The following is a 20,558-nucleotide window of genomic DNA, read 5'->3' as shown; positions in this document are numbered from 1 at the left end:
TTCTTCTCACTCGCCTACGGCGGCCCCGCCGCCTACATCCTGTCCCAGATCGCAGGTATAGACCCAGCAGATCACATCCCCCGGCTGCACCGTGTAGCGGGAGCAGCCGTAGTTGGGATACCAGTCGTTGACACTGTACATCCAGCCGGAGCCGCTGCCCACGTCGAATTCATACAGGTTGTGGATGCCCTGAATGTAGGCACTCTCATACAGGGGCGTCCATTTGGACTCCATTTGGATGCGATTTTCCCGGCACACCCGCTGCAGCACGTCAAAGACGTTTTCCCCGGTCTGGAAGCCCACCTCCACCGGGGCCAGAATGACGCCGTCCTGAGGCACCTGCTCCCGCTTGTCGGGGTCGCAGGCGTCCATATTGTCCAGAATGGTGGCGCAAGAGATGGAGATGGTGCAGGTGGCGTCATAGTCCACCTGCTTGGCGCCGCAGCCGGCCAGAGCCAGCAGCATCAGCATCGCTGAAAGCGCCGCAAAGATACGTTTTTTCACGGAAGATCGCTCCTTTCCGACCCGGTGCAGTCAGGAAAAAGGCCGGTTCCCTCCGGAAACCGGCACCGGCCGCCCCGCCGCCCGCTCCGTCTCCGGTGAAGCGGCGTTCTGCGCTATCTCATTGTGTCCCATTATACGGAATCTCCTCCGGGAAGTCAACCGGAAAAGCCCTCCTCCCCAGGGGAAGGAGGGCTTTATGTCCAAAGGACCCGCTGTGGGGAATTCACAGGAAGAACTTCCGGTGAAGGGAGCGGCGCAGAGGCGGACAGACGGCAATGATGATCAGCATCACCCCCAGCAGCACCCCGGCGGCCAGCGGATAGAAGGACCAGAAGAAGGTCTGATGAACGCCGAAGGTCAGGTTCAGCAAAAACTCCAGCAGCATGGCAAGCCCGCCGGCGGCAATGAGGGCGCCGCCGAAGATGTAGAGATACCCCCGGCGAACGTAGCGCAGCAGCGCCACCACGGTGGTGATGAGCACCCCGATGGACCCTGCCACGGGGAAGGCGAAGGTCAGGAACCAGTGTCCGCCGGTGGCAAGATCGATATACAGCAGGTACAGAATAATGGCGGCAAAATCCAGCGGCACGAAGATCACCGGGTTGGGCCGCTCGAACCACAGGGGCAGCACCGTCAGCACATACAGCAGCAGGATGCCGCCGGAGGCATAGCCGGACCAGAGGATACCCCCGTTGATGCGCCAGTCGCACAGCACGCAGATCACCGCCGGCAGCAGGGCCAGCGCCGTCAGGATAAAGCACACGCCGGAGCGGTTCACCTCCTCCGGGTGGACCCGCTCATCCGGGGGATAGGGCGGGTCGGCAGGGGTGCGGGGAATATCCGGGTGGAACACACGGGTGCCGCACAGGGGACACACCCGCTGGCTGTCCGCCAGCTCCACGCCGCATTTGACACAATACATGGCTTTGCGCTCCTTTCTTCTCTCAGCGCTGGTTGCTCTCCGCCTTCACCGGCAGGCCCAGCTCGTGCAGCACCTGATAAAAGTGCAGCTCCAGCTCTGGCTCCCGGATGTTGCGGATGCAGTTGATATAGGCGGTGCCGTTCCACGACACCACGGCGCAGCCGTGGGGGGCCGCCGCCTGCACGCCGATGATGAAATCCATCCGGCGCACATAGGGGGCCATGGTCTCCGGCAGACGGACACTGCCCAGATTGGACAGGCACAGACAGGACTTCCGCTCCCCCACTGCGTCGAACACCAGCTTCATGGCCAGATTCTTCACGAACAGCGGCATCACCCGCAGCACGGGGGACCGCTCACTGGCCACATTGGCGGCGAACTTGGCCTGCATGGTGTGAGGATTGTTCTCCAGCCCCATCCGATGGTGGACGGCGGCGCAGATCTCCCGGAAGGTGAAGTCTCCCATGCGGGGATCGATCTCCGGGGTGATGTAGGAGGCGAAATTCCGCAGGGTGCGGGTGGGGAACAAATTCCGCAGGTTCACGGGGATCAGCACCTTCACCGGCTTGCGGTGGCTGCGTCGGGGCTCTTTCTCCGCCTGCAGGCGGTCGATGGCCTGCATCATGGCGGCGGCCAGCAGCTCCGTCACCGTGACGCCGCACTCCCTGGCACAGGAGCGCAGGGCATCCGCGGGTACCATCAGCGTCACCAGATTCTTGAAGCCGTCCGGCTCCGGCGTGCCGCTGAGGTGATAGGCGGTGGCCTCCTTGCGGCTGGCCTTCACATCCCCGGCATAGCGGAGGAAGCTGTCCTCCAGCTCCTCCTCGTCCGGCTCCTCCAGACGGCCCAGTACGCCGTTCTCCGCCGGGACGGTGATGCCGTACTTCTGGCACAGGTACTCCGCCAGCAGCGTCTTGAGGAAGATGGTGCCGCCGGTGCCGTCGGTGATGGCGTGGAAGAACTCCACGGCAATGCGGTCATGGTACACCAGCACCCGCAGGGCGCAGCGCCGTACCTGATCGAAGGGGACGTGGGCCAGCGGGCAGCTTTTCTCCGACTGAATGGCCGGGGCCTTGGGGATCTGCTCCAGATAGTACCAGAACACCCCCCGCCGCAGCCGCACCGCCATGGATGGGAAGCGCCGCACCGTCACATCCAGCGCCGAGCGCAGCACTGCCACATCCACCGGCTCCGTCAGGGTGGCGGACAGGCGGAAAAAGTTGTTCCAGTTGCGGCGCTTGGCGGCAGGGTAGATCTTGGCGGCGTTATCCAGCCGCATCCACCGCAGGCTCCGGGCCGGGGAGAGTACCTTATCCAGAAAATGGTTGATGGACTGGAAGTCCTCCTCCATGTTCTCGGTGAGGCAGTACAGCACATAGGCGTGCCACCGTTCCGGGGCAATGTGCATCTTGCTGCGGCAGCCGGACTTCAGCAGCTTCTCATGGAGCATCCGGGTGTCGTCCAGCATCACCTCGTCCCCGCCCACGAACAGCAGGGACGGCGGCAGGCCGTGGAGATCACCGAACAGCGGGGAGCACAGGGGCTCCTCCGGTGTCTGGGTATAGCACCCGGCGTAGAAGGTCAGCAGCTCACGGGTCATGGAGGGGTCCACATCCCGGTTGGTCTCGAAGGAGGCTCCGGAGGAGGTAAGGTCCGTCCACGGGGAGATGCCCACCAGCCCGCAGGGCAGGGGCCGTCCCAACTCCTTGAGCTTCAGGCACAGGGCATAGATGAGCCCGCCGCCGGCGGACTCGCCGCACAGCAGGATCTGCCGGGCGGGATAGCCCTTTTTCAGCAGATACTCATAGCTCTCCATCGCATCCTCCAGCGCAGCGGGATAGGGATGCTCCGGGGCCAGCCGGTAGGCGGCGCAAAACACCCGGACACCGCACTCCGTGGCCAGTGTAGAGGCAAAGCCCTTGGCGTACTCCAGACTGCCGCAGGTGTAGCCGCCCCCGTGGAGGTACAGGATCACGCCGGTGCGGCGCTCGTCCTTGGGCATGATCCACGCCCCCTGAAAATTCCGGAAGTCATGCTCACGGGAAAAGGTCTCCCGCCGGTGCATGGCCGTCATCAGCTCCCCCAGCTTGTCCTGCCCCTTCCGGGTCAGCTCCAGAGAGCAGTTTTCCGCCAGAGGCTTGAAGAAATTCAGCTGTGAGCGCACCAGCTTTGCGTGCAGTTCCATGTGGGTCCGTTCCTTTCCTGATCTCGTATTTTATGATTATAGCATTTACAGGGTGCCGTGTAAATACGACGCCCCGGCGGGAAAATGTGAATTTTCTGTGTTATTTCCGTTCCCTATGGCGGAATTTTTCCACAGGCGGCGGGGCGGTCTTGCAATCCCGCCGCAGATTTGCTATGCTGAAAAAAACACGGGAGGTGCGGCGGATGATGCAGGCTTGGACACCGGAGGGCATGGCCTTTTTGCAAGATGCCATGGCCTGCTGCGGCTACTATCCGGCCCTGGCCCGGCGCATCGCCCCCTACCTGCCGAAGCAGGCCCATGTGTGCGACGCCGGGTGCGGGCTGGGCGGGCTGTCCGTGGCGCTGCTGCCCTACTGCCGCCACGTCACCGCCGTGGATCGTGCGGCGGCGCCGCTGGAGAACCTCCGGCAGCGGGCAGGCCATGACCCCCGTCTCACGGTGCGGCAGGGGGATATCCGTTGCCTGCCGCCGGAAACGCCCTACGACGCCATGGTGTTCTGCCTGTTCGGCGACGTGGAGGAGGCGCTGACGGTGGCCCGGCAGCAGTGCCGGGGAACGGTGCTGCTCATCCGCCGTGACTACGCCTATCACCGGTTCAGCACCGGCCGGGTGCCGGTGGGCTTCACGGCGGCGGACTCGGAGGATACCCTGCGCCATCTGAGCCTTTCCTATCGGATGGAGCGGTTTTCCCTGGAGTTTGGCCAGCCCCTCCGGTCACTGGAGGACGCCCGGCGATTCTTCCGGCTCTATGACCGCAGCGGCGCAGTGGAGCCACCCCTGCACCGTCTGGTGCCGGGACCGGGACCGGAATTCCCCTACTACCTGCCCAACCGGAAGGAGCTGTGCCTGCTGGCGGTGGAGATTCCGGCCATGGAGGAGGCGTAGCATGGAAAAGCACATTCTCATCTGCGGGGAGCGTGGTGTGGGGAAAAGCACCCTCATCCGCCGGCTGCTGGCGGAGAGCACCCTCCCCGTAGGCGGCTTCGTCACCCGCCGCCTGCCCCAGGCGGATGCGGACGGGATGTTCCCCATCTACCTGCACGCCGCCGCCCTGCCGCCGGAGGAGCGGCCCTATGACCCGGAGCATCTGGTGGGTACCTGCGACAGCCGCCGCAGTATCCGGTATCCGGAGGCCTTTGACCGGCTGGGGCCGCCGCTGCTGACGTCAGGCGGCCTGCTGGTAATGGACGAACTGGGCTTTCTGGAAAATGACGCCCACCTCTTTCAGGCGGCGGTGCTGGCGGCACTGGACGGCCCTGTGCCGGTGCTGGCCGCCATCAAGCCCAAGGAAACGGACTTTCTCCGCCGGGTGCGGCAGCATCCTCACGGAGAAGTATTTAACATCACACCGGAAAGCCGTGAGGCGCTCTATCAGCGTCTGCGGAGCCGGATCCTGCAATGGAACAAGGAGAAGCTATGAATCAGATCTTTGCACAGCTGTTTTATGAGATGGAAAAGCACCGGGACACGGTGCTGGTGACGCTGATCGACACAGCGGGCAGCGCCCCCCGGAAGAGCGGTTCCCAGATGCTGGTGGGTGCCAGCGGCCGGCTCACCGGTACCATCGGCGGCGGCGCTGTGGAACGCCGCAGCGAGGAGATGGCCATGGCCCTGCTGAGGGAAAAGCGCTCTGCCGTCCACGATTTTCTGCTGCACACCGCCGCCTCCGGCGGCGATATCGGCATGGTGTGCGGCGGCGACGTGACGGCCCATTTCCAGTTCATCCCGGCGGAGGATGCGTCGTGGCAGGCGCTGGCCTCGGCCCTGACAGAACGGCTCACCGCCCATCAGCGGGGCTGGCTGGTGCTGCGGGAGGACGGCGGCTGCGGCGCTCTGCTGGGGCCGGAGGGCCTGCTATGGGGAAACCTGCCGAAGGGTGTAGAACCCGCTCCTCTCCAAACCGACTGCGTCCGGCAGGATGGCTTGTTCAGTATGCCCCTGCCCATCGGAGAGCGGGCGCTGCTGTTCGGGGCGGGCCACATCTCGCAGGCCCTGTGTCCCCTGCTGGTAACGGTGGGCTTCCGCCCGGTGGTGTTCGACTGCCGCCCGGAGCTGGCTACCCGCAAGCTCTTCCCCACGGCGGAGGAGATCATCTGCGGGGACTTCACCTCCATCAAGGACCACCTCACGGTGACGGAGGAGGACTTCGTGGTCATCATGACCAATGGCCATGTACACGACTTCCAGGTGGAGGAGCAGATCCTCCGTGGGCCGTTTGCCTATGTGGGGGTCATCGGCTCCCGCACCAAGACTGCCTCCGTGAACCGGAGGCTGCGGGAGGCGGGCATCCCGGAGGAGTCCATTGCACAGATCCACACCCCCATCGGCACCGCCATCCGTGCGGTGACACCGGCGGAGATCGCCGTCAGCATCGCCGGGGAGATGATCCTGTGCCGGGCAGAGCGCCGGGGCGATAAGCCCCATGGCTGCCCCATGCACTGAATCAGAAAGGGAGGGACGCTTGTCCCTCCCTTTTTACGCAGAAAATCCCTCTCCCACAGACCAAACCGGAAAAAGTTCTTCCCTTTTGCCGCCGGATGTGGTATACTCCCTGCGACAGGGGCCCTCCCTGTCCAAGCGCCGCCGCTGGCGGCGTTCGTTCGGTTCACGCCGTTCTCTAAACAAAAAATGGGAGGATACCAAACTATGCAGAAGCTACAAACCCAACACCTGACACGGGCCGCCGCCGTGGGCGCCGCCTACGCCGTACTGAGTCTTTTCAGCTCCGTGTTCAGCCTGACCTTCGGAGTCGTGCAATGCCGCTTTTCTGAGGCGCTGTGCGTACTCCCCTTTTTCTTTCCGGAGACGGTCTGGGGCCTGTTCGCCGGATGCCTCATCACCAATCTATTGAGTCCCTATGGTCTGCTGGACCTGATCGTGGGATCTCTGGCCACCCTCATCGCCGCCCTGCTGACGGCCCGATGCCGGAAAAAGTGGCTGGCCCCTCTGCCGCCGGTGGTGCTGAACACTCTGCTGGTGGGGGCTGTCATCGCCTATGAGGAGACGGGCCTTACCGCCGCCTTCCCCGCCACATGGGCCATCAACGGCCTGACCGTAGGCGCCGGGGAAGCCATCGCCTGCTATGGGCTGGGGATGCTCCTGCTGTGGCAGCTGCCCAAGATCCCCTATTTCCGGGATCACGGCTGCCGCTGATAAAGTGCCTTTGTGGGCAGCTTCATTATATCATGTAGAGCAATCGATCCAACGAAACTAAAAAATTGATTTATTCGGCGTGAAAGCTACCGGAGCGCTGCGGCATCCCCGCAGCGCTCCGGATGCATATAGGGCAGCCTCCGGGGAAACGGTGCAGCTCTCAGCTTCACATTATGTCAACTGCACTTGACGTTCCCTGCGGAAGCTGGTATGATGGTATCGGCTCGTAGGTTCTATCAATCCCATGAGCCTATCCACCCATGAAACTCATTCCGTGAGCCCTGCGGCCCACGGATCACTTGAAACGGAGGTCACCCCATGGATAAGCCCCTTTCCACCAAGCCGGAGGAGTGCCATTACTCTTTCTTCCAGCACACTCAGTGCGAATTTTTCCCCTGTCACAAAACAGCCAAGCCGGAGGACTTCAACTGTCTGTTCTGCTACTGTCCCCTCTATGCTCTGGGCGACAAGTGCGGCGGCAACTTCGCCTATGTGGGCGACGGCATCAAGGATTGCAGCGGCTGTCTGGTCCCCCATGGCCGGGGCAGCTACAGCTACATCACCAAGAAATTCCCGGAGCTGGCGGAGCTGGCCCGAAAAAAGGACACTAAGTAAAAAAGCATCCCCTGACCAGCAGGTCAGGGGATGCTTTTTTACGTTTTGCCGTTTTGCTTCTTCTCGTGCCTATGGCATAGGCCTCGGTAGATCAGCAGCCCTATGGCGCTGACTGCCAGCGTTCCGGCAAACACCAGAATGGCAAAAAGGTAGTTTTTTCCACCCAGAGCGTTTCCGCCCACGGTGGAGGTGACGATGGAAGGGACACGCCCCAACGAACAGATCAGCAGCCACTTGCCCCAGGACAGATCGGTCAGTCCCGCAAAGTAGCACAGCAGATCCTTGGGCGTCCCCGGCACAACGAATACGAGCCAGAACAGCAGTTCCCGCTTGGGAGAGCTTTGCAAAAAACGCAGAGACTCGATTTTTTCCTTAGGAAAGAAAACCTCCACCAGCTCCCGGCCAAACCGCCGCACAAAAGCGAATACCGCCACGCTGCCCAGAAAAGCCCCCAGCATACACAGTACCGTGCCCTGCACCGCACCGAAGGCATAGCCGCCGCTGATTTCCAGCGGTTCACCGGGGATCACAGCCACCAGTACCTGCAAAAGTGTCATGCCCACATAGGCCACCTGACTCCACAGGCCGTGGCTGTCCACCCACATTCGGAACTTCTCCGGTTCGGATACAAACTTCACCATGGGCTTGCCCACGAACCAGCAGATAGCAGCGCTGAACACCACAAATATGACGATGGCCACCCCGCCGATGAGCTTTTTCTGGTTTTCCGTAAAATGCCTTTTCTCCATGTCAGAATGATTCTCCGTGTATTGGGATGCTCTTACTATACCACAGACGCTTTACGTTTATTTGAACAGGCTATGAAGTTTTCCGTAAACATCGAAAAACCGTCACCGGATGCCCGCCACAAAGCATCCGGGATCCCGCTGCCGCTGGGCCGCCGCCCAGCGCAGCATCTGCCCCACCGGCACGGCCCCGGTGATGACGCCGCTATCCCACCGGTCCGCCGTGACGCTCTCCAGCCACGGATCCGCCGCTTGGGTGCGAACATAGTAGGGATGCGCCACGGCATCGGCCTCCACCGCCATAGGCCGGGCCGTCTCCGTGTAGAAGCCGTCCTCTCCTGTCAGCAGATCCAGACAGTCCTGCACCACGTTGGCCGCCGTGGGATACCGTCCGGCTCCCTGCCCGAAGTAGCTCTGCCGGCCCAGCAGCTCCCCGGTGCAGGAGATGAGGTTATAGTTCCCCGGCACCGCCGCCTCCGGCTCGCCCTCCGCCACCAGCGCAGGCTCCACATAGGCGGCCACGCCCGTCTCCGTCCGCTGGGCGCAGGCCAGCAGCTTGCAGGTGAAGCCATGAGCCCGGAAGTCCGCCACATCCGCCCCGGTGACGGTGCGGATGCCGAAGGCCGGGATGTCCTCCTCCCGCAGCAGCGCATCAAAGGCGATGTTGGCGGAGATGGTCAGCTTCCGGCGGATGTCGTCGCCGTCAATGTCGGCGCTGGGATCCGCCTCGGCATAGCCCAACTCCTGCGCCCGCTGCAGCACAGCGGGAAAATCTGCTCCCTGTCGGGCCATGGCATCCATGATGAAGTTGGTGGTGCCGTTCATGATGCCTCCCACCTCCGTCACGGTGTCCACCCGGCGGCAGCGCTGCAAATTTACCAGCCATGGGATACCTCCGCCCACCGCCGCCGTACAGCGAAGCGCCACCCTGTTTTCACAAGCCAGCGCCGTCAGCTCCCGGTAGTAGGCGCTGATGACTGCCTTATTGGCCGTCACCACGTTCTTCCCCCCCCGCCAACGCCCGGCAGATCCATTCATAGGCCGGGTGCAGACCCCCCAGCACCTCCACCACCGTGTCGATATCCGGATCCCGGAGGATGGCCTCCACGTCCTGCACCGCCGTCTCGACCAGCGGCGGCACCTCCCGGCGCACCAGCACCTTCTTCACATTCAAGGCCCGGTTTTCCTGCGCCAGCTCCCACACGCCGCCGCCTACCACGCCGAAGCCCAGCAATCCGATGTTCATTCCGTCTCCTCCTTCTTCTCGATGATGTGTACGTTCAGGTGATTGTAGCACATCTCCACTCCCGCCTCGTTAAAGGCGTTGCGTATCTCCTCCAGCAGCTGATAATACGCCGGCCAGTAGTCCTCTGTTTTCGTCCAGCACCGCACGATGTACTCTATGCTGCTCTCGCCGTAGCTGCTGACGTACACCACCGGTGCAGGATCGGCCAGCACGTTGGCCGTCCGCCCCACCGCCGTCAGGCAGGCCTTTCGCACGTCCGCCACGGCATCGTCGTAGGAGGCCGTGATCTTGTGCTGGAGCCGCCGGGTGGCCAGCGTGGAGTAGTTGATGATCTTCCCGGAGGACAGGGTGCTGTTGGGAACTGCCAGCCGCTGGCCCTCCATGGTCTCCAGAAAGGTATAGGTCAGGCTCATCTCCCGCACCGTTCCCTCCCCGCTGGGGGTATCGATGTAATTCCCCACGGTAAAGGGCTTGGTCACCAGCAGCACCAGCCCGCCCGCCACGTTGGCCAGCACGTTCTGTACCGCCAGCGACACCGCCAGTGATACCACCGAGAACAGTGCCACCAGCGATGTCACGGGGATGCCCAGCTGCTGAGCCACGATCAGCACCGTCACCACCCACAGCACGAACCGCACGGTGCTGACGATGTATTTGCTGACCCGCTGCTCCAGCGTGGTCTTGCCCAGCACCCGGCGCAGCAGCACCGTGATGATCCGCACCGCCAAGATGCAGACCACCAGCGTCACCACCGCTCCCAGCAGCGCCCCCACGGAGATGATCCCCAGATGCAGGGCCGACAGATCCAGCTTTTCATTCAGTGCATTATCCATGACTGGCACCTCCCGGAAGAATTTTTCTTGATTATACCCCATATCCGTCTCATTGACAAGAGTCCGTGTCCCACGGAAAATCTGTGAGAGATAAAAAGTTTTTCTTACATTTTATTAAGAATGTGTTATAATGAAATGGATGAAAATGTATACAAGAAAAGAGTTGAATGGGATGTTTACGGAAGGCCAACTGGTCATTTATGGAGGAGAAGGGGTGTGCCGCATAGCGGCGGTGGGACCCTCCTCCCTGTCCGGAACGGACAAAACCAAGCTTTACTATACGCTGACGCCTCTGACCCGCAGCGGCACGGTGCTGACCCCGGTGGATACCAAGGTGCTGATGCGCCCCATCCTCACCCGGCAGGAGGCGGAGGACCTGATCGCCCAGCTGCCCCAGCTGCCGCCGGAGGAGCCGGAGAGCCGCAGTATGCGTCTGCTGAAGGAGTTCTATCAGCAGATCGTCACCTCCTACGACTGCCGCCGCATGGCGGGTCTGATCCGCTCCGCCGTCCGCCGCCGCAAGCACGCCCTGCGGACCGGGCGCAAGGTCAGCCAGATGGACGAGCGCTACCTGCGCCGGGCGGAGAGCGCTCTCTACGGTGAACTGGCCGCCGCTCTGGACCTGCCGGAGGAGGAGGTACTGCCCTACATCCGCCGCACCTGCCCCCAGTGGCCGGAATGATACTGCCGACCCGCTTTTTCACATGGAGAAGCCACACCCGCATCAGGCGGGTGTGGCTTCTTCTATGCGTTTATGCGTTTTTTACCGGGTCTGGCCGCTGCCACGGATGATATACTTATAGGTACACAGCTCGTCCAGCCCCATAGGCCCACGGGCGTGGAGCTTCTGGGTGGAGATACCCATTTCGCAGCCAAGGCCGAACTCCCCACCGTCGGTGAAGCGGGTGGAGACATTGACGTACACGGCGGCGCTGTCGGTGCCGTCCACAAATTTCTGTGCGTTCTCGGCGTTCTCCGTGATGATGGCGTCACTGTGACCGGTGGAGTGGCGCAGCACATGGGCTACGGCCTCATCTACGCTGTCCACCACCCCCACCGCCAGAATGTAGTCCAAAAACTCCGTGTCGAAGTCCGTCTCCGATGCCGGGGTGCCGGGGATGATGGCCGCCGCACGCTGATCCAGCCGCAGCTCCACCGGCACGGCCCCGGCGGTCTGCCGGTCATCCACCAGCGCCTGCTTCAGCATGGGCAGGAACTCCTCCGCCACCGCCTGATGCACCAGACACACCTCCTCGGCGTTGCACACGGAGGGACGGCTGGTCTTGGCGTTGACGATGATGGCCAATGCCTTTTGCAAATCGGCGTACTGATCCACATACACATGACAGATGCCGGTGCCGGTCTGGATACAGGGAACGGTGGCGTTCTCCACACAGCGGCGGATCAGACCCGCCCCGCCACGGGGGATCAGAAGATCCACCAGCCCGTTGGCCCGCATCAGATCGGCGGCGCTCTGGTGGCTGGTGTCGTCCACGATGTTGATGATCTCCGCATCCCCTCCGGCGGCGGCAATGCCCTGCTTCAGGGCCTGCACGATGGCCTTGGCGGTGCGGTAGGCCTCCCGGCCGCTGCGCAGAACGCAGACGTTGCCGCTCTTCACCGCCAGCGCCGCCGCATCGGAGGTGACGTTGGGACGGCTCTCATAGATAATGGCGATGAGGCCCATGGGCACCTGCTGCTTGCAGATGGTCATGCCGTTGGGCCGGGTGATCTGGGACAGGATGCGGCCCGTGTGATCCGGCAGGGCCGTCAGGGCCCGGATGCCCTCCGCCATGCCTGCCAGTCGCCTTTCATCCAGATACAGCCGGTCCAGCATCACATCGCTGATGGTCCCCCGTGCCTCCTCCATGTCCCGGCGGTTCTCCGCCAGAATGGCGGGGGCGCAGGCCATGAGACTGTCCGCCATGGCCCGCAGCAGAGCGTTCTTTCCCTCTGCGTCCCGGTTGCGGATGCTGGGCCACGCCGCCCGCGTCTTTTTCAGGATATCCAATGTGGTCATAGGTCTTTCCTCCCTGCCAGAAAGCGGGTGCCTACCGGCTGACCCGCCGCAATGTCATACAGCGCCGCCGGATGGTGGCCGTTGGCGATGACCATCTCGCAGCCCGCCTCCGTGGCGATCTGAGCTGCCTGCAGCTTCGTCACCATACCGCCGGTCCCCAGACTGGAGCCGCTGCCTCCCGCCAGCGCCCGAATATGGTCATCCAGCCGCTCCACCACCGGGATAAGCCGGGCGTTGGGGTTTTCATGGGGGTCGCTGTCATACAGACCATCGATGTCCGACAGCAGGATCAGCAGATCCGCCCGGATGCTGGCCGCCACCATGGCGGACAGAGTATCGTTGTCCCCGATGCTGATCTCCTCGGTGGAGATGGTGTCGTTTTCGTTGATGATGGGCAGCGCTCCCAGCTCCAGCAGACGCTCCAGCGTCACGTGGAAATTCTCCCGCCGCTGTCCGCCCCCGGTGATATCTGGCCGGGTGATGAGCAGCTGGGCCACCGTGTGGTTATACTCGGTAAACAGCTTGTCGTAGGTATACATCAGCTCGCACTGGCCCACGGCGGCGGAGGCCTGCTTGGTGGGAACGTCCTTGGGCCGCTCCGGCAGGTTCAGCTTGCCGAAGCCCATAGCAATGGCACCGGAGGACACCAGAATGATCTGATGTCCTGCATTCTTCAGGTCGCTCATGACCTTGCATAAAAGCTCGATGCGCTGGATATTCAGCCGCCCTGTGGGATGCGCCAGCGTAGATGTTCCCACTTTAATTACGATCCTCATAGTCGGTCCTTTCTCATTCTCCGCCAACATTCCCGCCGCCGGGTGCCGGGTCGGGCTGTGTGTCGCTTCCCGTGCCAGGCTCCTCCCCCGGCTCCGGTTCGGGCTCCGGCTCAGGCTCCGGTTCGGGTTTCGGTTCGGGTTTCGGTTCGGGTGCCACATCCGTCGGCTTGTTCCACGGATTGTCGCTGTCGGGATCCGTGGGGTCCCAGCCGGGATAGGCGCTGCCGCCGATGGAGGGGGCGGAGGGCTTTCCCATCGGGCCTGGGTCGTCGCTGTCGTAGATGGTCACTCCGGCGATATCGTACTTGTTGTCATAGATCCACTTGGCGTCCGCCACCTGCAGGCGGATGCAGCCGTGGGAGCAGCTGGTCCCCAGCTTGTCGAACTCTCCCGGCTGGAGGGAGCCCTTGTTGTACCGCTCCGTGTAGGGGACGGAGTGGAACAGGTAGTCGCCGTAGATCTGCGTGCAGTACTGGCCGGACACACCGCCCACCAGTCCCAGCCACTCCCAGCGATACCAGCCGTCCAGCGAGAAGTCCCCCAGCGGCGTCCCGGAGCCGCCGGAGGAGCACACCATGGCCCGGTAGGGGACGGAGTATCGTCCGTCGTCCCCGGCGGTATAAACCGTGACCACGTTGGCGCTGCGGTTGACCCGGATATAGTAGGCGTAGCCGGAGCGCACCCACGGGTAGTCGCTGCTTCCGGCAGACCAGTCCGGCTCCTCCGGTTCCTCCGGCTCTTCCACCGGTTCCTCCGGGGGTGTCTGAGCCTCTGTCAGTTCCAGCGCCGTCGGGGTATGACTCTCTATGGCCGCCACGGCGGCAAGGCCCATATCCGCCGGGATCTCCTCCGGCAGCTGCTGTCTGCCGCAGCCGGAGAGCACCAGCACCGCCGCCAGCAGCAGGGTCATAGCTTGTTTTTTCACGGGATATCCCCCATTCTGCAAATCGATGGAATGATTATACAGCATCTGTCGGAAAATGCAACTTCCTTCCTGAAAAAATTTGTGCTATACTGAGAGAAATACGCCAGTCAGGAGGTGCGCCATGACCAAGGAGGAGCTGAGGGAAAAAGCCAACGACCTGCCCCTGCTGCCGGGGGTCTATCTGATGATGGATAAGACCGGCAAGGTCATCTATGTGGGCAAGGCCAAGAAGCTGAAAAACCGGGTAAGCCAGTACTTTCAGGACACCGCCTCCCACAATGAGAAAACCAGAGCCATGGTGTCGCAGGTGGACCACTTCGACACCATTTTCGTCTCATCGGAGTTCGAGGCGCTGATCCTGGAAAACTCCCTCATCAAGCGCCACCAGCCCCGATACAACATCCTGCTCAAGGACGACAAGGGATACCCCTTCATCCGGCTGGACACCGGGGCCTCCTACCCCCGGTTCACTCTGGCGGGAAAGGCGGAGGAGGACGGCGCCCGGTACTTCGGCCCCTTCGGCGGCCGCCGGGAGACACGCCTTGCCATCGAGGCGGTGTGCGGGGCGCTGAAGCTCCCCACCTGCTCCCGGCAGTTCCCACGGGACATCGGCAAGGAGCGCCCCTGCCTGAACCACCACATCGGCCGGTGCGACGGCTTCTGTCTGCCGGGCGGGCCGGATCAGACGGAGTACCGCCGCCGCATCCGGCAGGCGGAGCGCATTTTCTCCGGCCACTACCGCCAGCTGACGGCGGAGCTGCAAGTGGAGATGGAGGAGGCGGCGGAGGAACTGAACTTTGAAAAGGCCGCCGCTCTGCGGGACCGCATCCGGGCCATCTCCGTGCTGGGCAAGCAGCAGCAGGTCATCGCCGGGGTCTGCGCCGACACGGACGTGTGGGGCGTGTACGTGGGACAGGTGCGCTCCGGCTGCGCCGTGCTGCACATCGAGGACGGCAATCTGCTGGGCCGGGAGGTGGAGGTATTCCCCACCGCCGCCGATGAGGCCCTGCCGGCGGTGCTGGCGGCGGTGCTGCAGCAGTACTATCTGGAGCGTGGCGCACTGCCGTCGGAAATTCTGCTGCCGGAGCCGGTGGAGGACATGGAGACCCTCGCCGCCCTGCTGACGGGCCGGGCCGGCCACCGGGTGACTCTGCGGGTCCCCCAGCGGGGCGAGCGGGCAGAGCTGCTGCGGATGGCCGGGCGCAACGCCCGTGAGGAGGTGGAGCGCATCACCTCCGACGCCGAGCGGGTCAACAAGACGCTGGAGCAGCTCCAGCAGCTGGCGAGTCTACCGGTGCTTCCCCGGCGGATGGAGTCCTACGATATCTCCCACACGGCGGGGCAGGACATGGTGGCCTCCATGGTGGTCTTTGCGGACGGCAAGCCCCTGAAGCGGGACTATCGCCGGTTCCAGGTCAAATCATTGGATCACGCCGACGATCTGCGGGCCTTACAGGAAGTGCTGCAGCGGCGGATGCAGCGGTATCTGGACGGGGACGAGCACTTCTCTCCCCTGCCGGACCTGCTGCTGATGGACGGCGGTCATCTGCAGGCCCAGGCCACACAACAGCAGCTGGAGTCCATGGGCATCCACGTCCCCATTCTGGGCATGGTGAAGGATGACCGCCACCGCACCCGTGCGCTGGTGACGCCGGAGGGCCGGGAGCTGGGCATCCAGCAGAGTCCGCCGCTGTTTGCGCTGGTGGGCCGGGTGCAGGAGGAGGTCCACCGGTTCGCCATCACCTATCACCACGAAAAGCACAGCCGCAGCGCCATGACCTCCCGTCTGGACGGCATCCCCGGCATAGGGGACGTGCGGAAAAAGGCGCTGCTGAAGCACTTCAAGAGCGTCAAGGCCATCTCGGAGGCGGAGCTTGTGCAGCTGGAGGCGTTGCTGCCCAAGGCCGCCGCCCGTGCGGTATACGACCATTTCCATGAGAAAAACACCTGAAAGGAGAGGCCCGGCCAAAATGGCCGGGCCTCTCCTTTCATCGGATACAGGCAGTAGCTCCCGCAGCCGCCTTAAAATTCCATCAGATTCAGCCCCGTCTCCGGATCGAACCGGCGCTCCACCGTGCCGTCCATGATCTCCAGCACCAGCTCACAGGTGGCGCTGATGACCGCCTCGTTCAGGTGTCCGCCCAGCACACGACCCTCCGTGTCCCCGGCGCTCATGTGGAGGTGGGCATAAAACTCCCCGTCCTTGGTGGTGATGGTCCCCACCAGCGAGACGATCTCAAAATCCCCCTGAAAGCGGTGGGCATGGTACTGCCTCTCCGCCGTGTGGAACACCCCCACTGTGAAGTCCCCCACGGCGCCCAGCCCGCTGACGGCCGCCAGCCGGATGCCCTCCTGCTCCGCCGCACGGCGCAGCTGGGTCAGCACCTCCTCGCCCCGATCGATCCGCAGCACCATGCGGCTGCCAAAACGCTTATATTCCATCCATCCCATCCTTTCGCTCATAGGTCAAATAGCGATACCGCAGACCCTGCTCCTCCTGCCACGGGGACTGCTCCGTGATGCGCCACAGCTCCGGCGCAGGCTCCGGGAAGAACACGTCCGCCCCGCCGTCGGCGTCGATTTGGGTCACATACAGCCGCCGGCAAGCGGGCAGCAGCAGACGATACACCTGCGCTCCGCCGATGACAAAGGCATCCTCCCCGGCGGCGTCCAGCATCGGCTGCACCTCGTGGAACACCTCCGCTCCCTTCGGGATAAGGTCCCCCTGCCGGGACAGCACCAGATTCCGGCGGCCCGGCAGGCCACGCCCCCCCGGCAGGGACTGGAGGGTCCGGCGGCCCATGACCACCGTATGGCCCATGGTCAGGGCTTTGAAGCGCCGTAGGTCGGCGCTGATGCGGAACAGCAGACCGCCGTCCCGCCCGATGCCCCAGCGGGCATCCACGGCTACGATGGCATCCATCACTGCCTCCTTAAATGGCTACGGGGATCTTGTCCTCGAAGGGGTGGGGCTCGTAGCCCTCCAGCGAGAAGCTGTCCCGTGTAAAGCGGTAGAAATCCGTGACAGAGGGATCCATGACAAATCTGGGCGCAGGACGGGGCTCCTTCTCCAGCATCCGCTCCACGATAGGCACATGGCGGTCATAGATGTGGGCATCGGCGATGACATGGACCAGTTCTCCGGCCTCCAGTCCCGACACCTGCGCCATCATGTGGACCAGCACGGCATACTGCACCACGTTCCAGTTGTTGGCGGCCAGCATATCCTGGCTGCGCTGGTTCAGTATAGCGTTCAGGGTATGCCCGGACACGTTGAAGGTCATGGAGTAGGCGCAGGGGTACAGGGCCATCTCATGCAGATCCTGAAAGTTATAGATATTGGTCATAATGCGGCGGCTGGCGGGGTTGTGCTTCAGGTCGTACAGTACCCGATCCACCTGATCGAACTCCCCCTCCGGATACTGGTGCTTCACCGCCAGCTGGTAGCCGTAGGCCTTGCCGATGGAGCCGGTACCGTCGGCCCAGCTGTCCCAGATGTGGCCCCGGAGATCGTGGATGTTGTTGGACTTCTGCTGCCAGATCCACAGCAGCTCGTCGATGCAGGTCTTGAAATAGGTGCGGCGCAAGGTGAGAATGGGGAACTCCTCCCGCAGGTCGTAGCGGTTGATGATGCCGAATTTTTTCACCGTATGCGCCGGGGTGCCGTCCTCCCAATGGGGGCGCACCTCCAACTCCGTGTCCCATACGCCGTTGGTCAAAATATCCCGGCAGTTCTGGATAAAGCGTTCGTCTGCGTAGCTCATTAGACTTGTCCTCCTGTTGCTGCTGTTGTTTTCTTCATCTTACCACAGGCCGGCGACGTTGAAAAGGAAAATTTCCATCCCAGCTGAAAAGAACCGCTTGCCGTCATGAGCAGCAGCGGCAGCTGGCAGAAGGGATTCTTATTTGCTCTCCGGCGGAATTTGTGGCATAATAAAAGTACTTGTGTTGATTTTCAGAACAGGAGGAATCTCTTATGACATATGACGTTCTTATCATCGGCGGCGGCCCCGGCGGCATCTATACCGCCTGGGAGCTGCTGAACAAGCGCCCGGATCTGAAGCTGGCGCTGTTTGAATCCGGCCACACGCTGGAGCGCCGCCGCTGTCCCATTGACGGCGTGAAGGTCAAAAGCTGCGTTCACTGCCCCACCTGCGCCATTATGAACGGCTTCGGCGGTGCCGGCGCCTTCTCCGACGGAAAGTATAACATCACCAATCAGTTCGGCGGCACCCTCCACGAGCACATCGGCAAAAAGAAGGCGCTGGAGCTGATGGAGTATGTGGATCAGATCAACATGGAAAACGGCGGGGAGGGCACCAAGCTCTACTCCACCGGCAACACCCGCATCAAGAAGCTGTGTCTGGAGAACGACCTGCACCTGCTGGACGCCTCCGTGCGGCATCTGGGAACGGACATCAACTATGTGGTGCTGGAGCACCTCTATGCCGGTCTGAAGGACCGGATGGATATCTTCTTCGATACCCCCGTCCGCTCCGTGGAGAAGCTGGCGGACGGCTACGCCGTCACCACCGACAAGGAACGCTATGAGGGCCGCACCTGTGTCATCTCCGTGGGCCGCAGCGGCAGCAAGTGGATGGAGGAGGTCTGCACGGCGCTGAAGATCCCCACCAGCTCCAACCGTGTGGATATCGGCGTGCGGGTGGAGCTGCCCTATGAGGTGTTCGCCCACCTCACCGACGAGCTGTACGAGAGCAAGATCGTCTATCGGACAGAGAAGTTTCAGGATCGGGTACGCACCTTCTGCATGAATCCCAAGGGTGTGGTGGTCAATGAGAACACCAACGGCATCGTCACCGTCAACGGCCACAGCTACGAGGACCCCGCCCTCCATACGGAGAACACCAACTTTGCCCTGCTGGTGGCCAAGCACTTCTCCGAGCCCTTCAAGGACTCCAACGGCTACGGCGAGAGCATCGCACGGCTGTCCAATATGCTGGGCGGCGGCGTCATCGTCCAGCGGTTCGGTGACCTGATCCGTGGCCAGCGCTCCACGCCCAAGCGGGTGGAGGAGAGCTTTGTCACCCCCACGCTGGCCGCCACCCCCGGCGACCTGAGTCTGGTGATGCCCAAGCGCATTCTGGACGGCATCATCGAGATGATCTATGCGCTGGATAAGATCGCCCCCGGCACCGCCAATGACGACACCCTGCTCTATGGTGTGGAGGTAAAGTTCTACAATATGGAGGTCCAGCTGGACGAAAATCTGGAGACACCCCACAAGGGCCTGTTCGTCATCGGCGACGGCAGCGGTGTCACCCACTCTCTCTCCCACGCCAGCGCCAGCGGCGTGTATGTAGCCCGGCATATCGCAGAGAGCCTGTAACCGCCGAAAAAGCTTATATCGCAAAAATCGGAAGCGCCCCGGCCATTGGCCGGGGCGCTCCTTTATGGCGTTTACCACTTGTTCTCCACCTTTTCGGCAAAGCCCAGAAAGTCCTTCACCCGGACAGGCGTGCCGTCGTCCAGCAGCGCCGTGCCGGTGAAGCGCCCGAACACCTGATGCTGGTCGGATTTGATGAGCTTCACATCCGTGCAGGCAGCCCGATCCAGAATGGGTGCAAAGTCCATCTCGAACCGTCCGTCGTCGGAGGTAAAGCGCCACGGAGCCAGATAGTCCTCCCGCTTCCCTGCCATGGGAATGTGGAAGGTCACCTGCCCCAGCTTGTGAGCCTTGCCATCGTAGAATAGCATATTCTCGCTGGCGGCAGAGGTATCCCCGAAGCCATAGCCGATGTTCCAGCCGAAGGGAACGCCATCCACCTGCCCGGAGGCGCTGCCCCAGTACCATGTGTTGTGATACGTCCACACGCCCCGTCCCCAGTCCAGTACACCGAAGGAGTCGGCGGGGTCAAAGGTGTAGGTCTGCCCCCCGATACGCACCGTCCCGGCAGCCCGCATACAGTTGATCTTCTGGTTGTAGTAGAAGTGGCCGGGCTTGTCAAAGGGCGTGCAGATGACCATGGACTCCTCCGGCTCCTGCGTCAGCAGCAGGTGGCCCTCGATGGTGTCCCGGTTCAGGAAGTCCTCCATGCGGAAGGTCAGCTCCCGGCCGCCGGGGACATGGCGGAACACCAGCGCATGGCGCTTGCCGCTGCTGGCGGTATCTCCGGCGGCGGAGGTCTCCGGCAGGCCCGTCCGGCCCATGGGAAAGGCCCGCATGGGGCTGCGGGTCATCTGCCACCCCTCATCAAATTGCAGAAAGGAGACGGAGTCCAGCCCCATGTAGCCGTTGTCGGCAATGGTCAGCGCCACGGCAAAATGGTCGTTGGTCACAAGGTAGTAGTCCCACTCCTTGATGCGGGCGGCCGGAGCCTTGATGTCCGCCCGGCGATAGATGGGCAGCAGGCGCTTGGCGTAGCCCGGCTCCCGGAGATTGCCCTTTTCGTCCAGAAGCGGTGCGCTGGCGGTGATCTCATGCTGCATGGCGGTGTCCTCCTTTTGATCCGTTTGGGGCCATTATAGCACACCCCGGTGCTGTACGCTATGCTTTTCTTGCAGGCTCTTTTGCCCGCTTTTCCAGCTCATGGGAAAAGTTACCCGCCGGAGGCAATCAAACATTTGAAAAAACACCCCCACCGCCAAAAAGAAG

22 protein-coding genes are annotated in these 20,558 nt (G+C 62.6%); 8 read left to right on the top strand and 14 right to left on the bottom strand.

Annotated elements, in window-relative coordinates:
* Nucleotides 1–6 precede the first annotated feature (6 nt).
* From KJS28_RS00575 to KJS28_RS00565, 3 genes are all read right to left on the bottom strand, one after another.
* A complete protein-coding gene (locus tag KJS28_RS00575; protein ID WP_407701750.1) occupies nucleotides 7–504 on the bottom strand; it encodes a DUF4430 domain-containing protein in 498 nt (165 codons plus the stop codon).
* 223 nt (nucleotides 505–727) lie between these two features.
* Entirely contained in the window at nucleotides 728–1,426 is a 699-nt protein-coding gene (locus KJS28_RS00570) for a DUF6320 domain-containing protein (RefSeq protein ID WP_213541321.1), read from the bottom strand.
* Nucleotides 1,427–1,448: 22 nt separating this feature from the next.
* Nucleotides 1,449–3,611 (bottom strand): alpha/beta hydrolase fold domain-containing protein, encoded by a 2,163-nt coding sequence (locus KJS28_RS00565; protein ID WP_213541320.1) that lies wholly within the window; start codon nucleotides 3,609–3,611, stop codon nucleotides 1,449–1,451.
* 173 nt (nucleotides 3,612–3,784) lie between these two features.
* Here KJS28_RS00565 and KJS28_RS00560 point away from each other — a divergent pair, with 173 nt between their 5' ends.
* From KJS28_RS00560 to KJS28_RS00540, 5 genes are all read left to right on the top strand, one after another.
* The gene (locus tag KJS28_RS00560) at nucleotides 3,785–4,516 is read left to right on the top strand and encodes a class I SAM-dependent methyltransferase (RefSeq protein WP_213541319.1); all 732 of its coding nucleotides are present in this window, start codon (nucleotides 3,785–3,787) and stop codon (nucleotides 4,514–4,516) included.
* A 1-nt stretch (nucleotide 4,517) separates the two neighbouring features.
* Entirely contained in the window at nucleotides 4,518–5,051 is a 534-nt protein-coding gene (locus KJS28_RS00555) for a nucleoside-triphosphatase (protein ID WP_213541318.1), read from the top strand.
* A complete protein-coding gene (locus KJS28_RS00550) occupies nucleotides 5,048–6,073 on the top strand; it encodes an XdhC family protein (RefSeq protein ID WP_213541317.1) in 1,026 nt (341 codons plus the stop codon). The genes KJS28_RS00555 and KJS28_RS00550 overlap by 4 nt, the downstream gene beginning before the upstream one ends.
* Nucleotides 6,074–6,277: 204 nt before the next feature.
* A complete protein-coding gene (locus tag KJS28_RS00545; protein ID WP_213541316.1) occupies nucleotides 6,278–6,784 on the top strand; it encodes a QueT transporter family protein in 507 nt (168 codons plus the stop codon).
* Nucleotides 6,785–7,102: 318 nt separating this feature from the next.
* Entirely contained in the window at nucleotides 7,103–7,399 is a 297-nt protein-coding gene (locus KJS28_RS00540; protein WP_213541315.1) for a cysteine-rich small domain-containing protein, read from the top strand.
* A 38-nt stretch (nucleotides 7,400–7,437) separates the two neighbouring features.
* Here KJS28_RS00540 and KJS28_RS00535 read toward each other — a convergent pair whose 3' ends face one another.
* The 4 genes from KJS28_RS00535 to KJS28_RS00520 form a co-directional block, all read right to left on the bottom strand.
* A complete protein-coding gene (locus KJS28_RS00535) occupies nucleotides 7,438–8,148 on the bottom strand; it encodes a TVP38/TMEM64 family protein (protein WP_213541314.1) in 711 nt (236 codons plus the stop codon).
* Between the two features lie 102 nt (nucleotides 8,149–8,250).
* Nucleotides 8,251–9,141 carry a homoserine dehydrogenase gene (locus KJS28_RS00530; RefSeq protein WP_213541313.1) on the bottom strand — a complete coding sequence of 297 codons (891 nt, stop codon included), beginning with the start codon at nucleotides 9,139–9,141 and terminating at the stop codon, nucleotides 8,251–8,253.
* Nucleotides 9,128–9,391: a hypothetical protein gene (locus KJS28_RS00525; RefSeq protein ID WP_213541312.1), complete on the bottom strand. Its 264-nt coding sequence runs from the start codon at nucleotides 9,389–9,391 to the stop codon at nucleotides 9,128–9,130. Before KJS28_RS00525 ends, KJS28_RS00530 begins: the two co-directional genes overlap by 14 nt.
* Nucleotides 9,388–10,224, bottom strand: coding sequence for a mechanosensitive ion channel family protein (locus tag KJS28_RS00520; RefSeq protein WP_213541311.1), 837 nt, complete (start codon nucleotides 10,222–10,224; stop codon nucleotides 9,388–9,390). Before KJS28_RS00520 ends, KJS28_RS00525 begins: the two co-directional genes overlap by 4 nt.
* A gap of 172 nt (nucleotides 10,225–10,396) precedes the next feature.
* Here KJS28_RS00520 and KJS28_RS00515 point away from each other — a divergent pair, with 172 nt between their 5' ends.
* Nucleotides 10,397–10,906 carry a CarD family transcriptional regulator gene (locus KJS28_RS00515; protein ID WP_213541310.1) on the top strand — a complete coding sequence of 170 codons (510 nt, stop codon included), beginning with the start codon at nucleotides 10,397–10,399 and terminating at the stop codon, nucleotides 10,904–10,906.
* Between the two features lie 81 nt (nucleotides 10,907–10,987).
* Here the strand turns inward: KJS28_RS00515 and KJS28_RS00510 are convergent, their stop codons facing one another.
* Genes KJS28_RS00510 through KJS28_RS00500 form a run of 3 tightly spaced genes read right to left on the bottom strand, consistent with a single transcriptional unit; the run spans nucleotide 10,988 to nucleotide 13,945 of the window.
* On the bottom strand, nucleotides 10,988–12,244 hold the full coding sequence (locus KJS28_RS00510; RefSeq protein WP_213541309.1) for a glutamate-5-semialdehyde dehydrogenase: 1,257 nt from the start codon (nucleotides 12,242–12,244) through the stop codon (nucleotides 10,988–10,990).
* On the bottom strand, nucleotides 12,241–13,020 hold the full coding sequence (proB, locus tag KJS28_RS00505; protein ID WP_213541308.1) for a glutamate 5-kinase: 780 nt from the start codon (nucleotides 13,018–13,020) through the stop codon (nucleotides 12,241–12,243). Before proB ends, KJS28_RS00510 begins: the two co-directional genes overlap by 4 nt.
* A gap of 13 nt (nucleotides 13,021–13,033) precedes the next feature.
* A complete protein-coding gene (locus tag KJS28_RS00500) occupies nucleotides 13,034–13,945 on the bottom strand; it encodes a L,D-transpeptidase (RefSeq protein WP_213541307.1) in 912 nt (303 codons plus the stop codon).
* 121 nt (nucleotides 13,946–14,066) lie between these two features.
* Between KJS28_RS00500 and uvrC the strand changes: the two genes are divergently transcribed.
* Entirely contained in the window at nucleotides 14,067–15,896 is a 1,830-nt protein-coding gene (gene uvrC, locus KJS28_RS00495; RefSeq protein WP_213541306.1) for an excinuclease ABC subunit UvrC, read from the top strand.
* A gap of 71 nt (nucleotides 15,897–15,967) precedes the next feature.
* On the opposite strand, the gene KJS28_RS00490 is transcribed toward uvrC, so the two are convergent.
* From KJS28_RS00490 to thyA, 3 genes are read right to left on the bottom strand one after another with little or no spacing between them, the layout of a single operon-like run.
* Complete coding sequence (locus KJS28_RS00490) at nucleotides 15,968–16,387, bottom strand: PPC domain-containing DNA-binding protein (protein WP_213541305.1); 420 nt, start codon at nucleotides 16,385–16,387, stop codon at nucleotides 15,968–15,970.
* Complete coding sequence (locus tag KJS28_RS00485) at nucleotides 16,377–16,868, bottom strand: dihydrofolate reductase (protein WP_213541304.1); 492 nt, start codon at nucleotides 16,866–16,868, stop codon at nucleotides 16,377–16,379. The genes KJS28_RS00490 and KJS28_RS00485 overlap by 11 nt, the downstream gene beginning before the upstream one ends.
* A 10-nt stretch (nucleotides 16,869–16,878) precedes the next feature.
* On the bottom strand, nucleotides 16,879–17,709 hold the full coding sequence (gene thyA / locus KJS28_RS00480; protein WP_213541303.1) for a thymidylate synthase: 831 nt from the start codon (nucleotides 17,707–17,709) through the stop codon (nucleotides 16,879–16,881).
* Between the two features lie 212 nt (nucleotides 17,710–17,921).
* On the opposite strand from thyA, the gene KJS28_RS00475 reads away from it, so the two are divergent.
* The gene (locus KJS28_RS00475) at nucleotides 17,922–19,292 is read left to right on the top strand and encodes an NAD(P)/FAD-dependent oxidoreductase (RefSeq protein WP_021858547.1); all 1,371 of its coding nucleotides are present in this window, start codon (nucleotides 17,922–17,924) and stop codon (nucleotides 19,290–19,292) included.
* Nucleotides 19,293–19,363: 71 nt separating this feature from the next.
* Here KJS28_RS00475 and KJS28_RS00470 read toward each other — a convergent pair whose 3' ends face one another.
* The gene (locus tag KJS28_RS00470; protein ID WP_213541302.1) at nucleotides 19,364–20,392 is read right to left on the bottom strand and encodes a DUF2804 domain-containing protein; all 1,029 of its coding nucleotides are present in this window, start codon (nucleotides 20,390–20,392) and stop codon (nucleotides 19,364–19,366) included.
* Between the last annotated feature and the right edge of the window lie 166 nt (nucleotides 20,393–20,558).

Origin of the sequence: Vescimonas coprocola (genome assembly GCF_018408575.1) — a bacterium.
In the GTDB taxonomy this organism is placed as follows: domain Bacteria; phylum Bacillota; class Clostridia; order Oscillospirales; family Oscillospiraceae; genus Vescimonas; species Vescimonas coprocola.
Note: the sequence above shows the minus strand (reverse complement) of the source record. Positions and strands in the feature narration are given on the sequence as shown.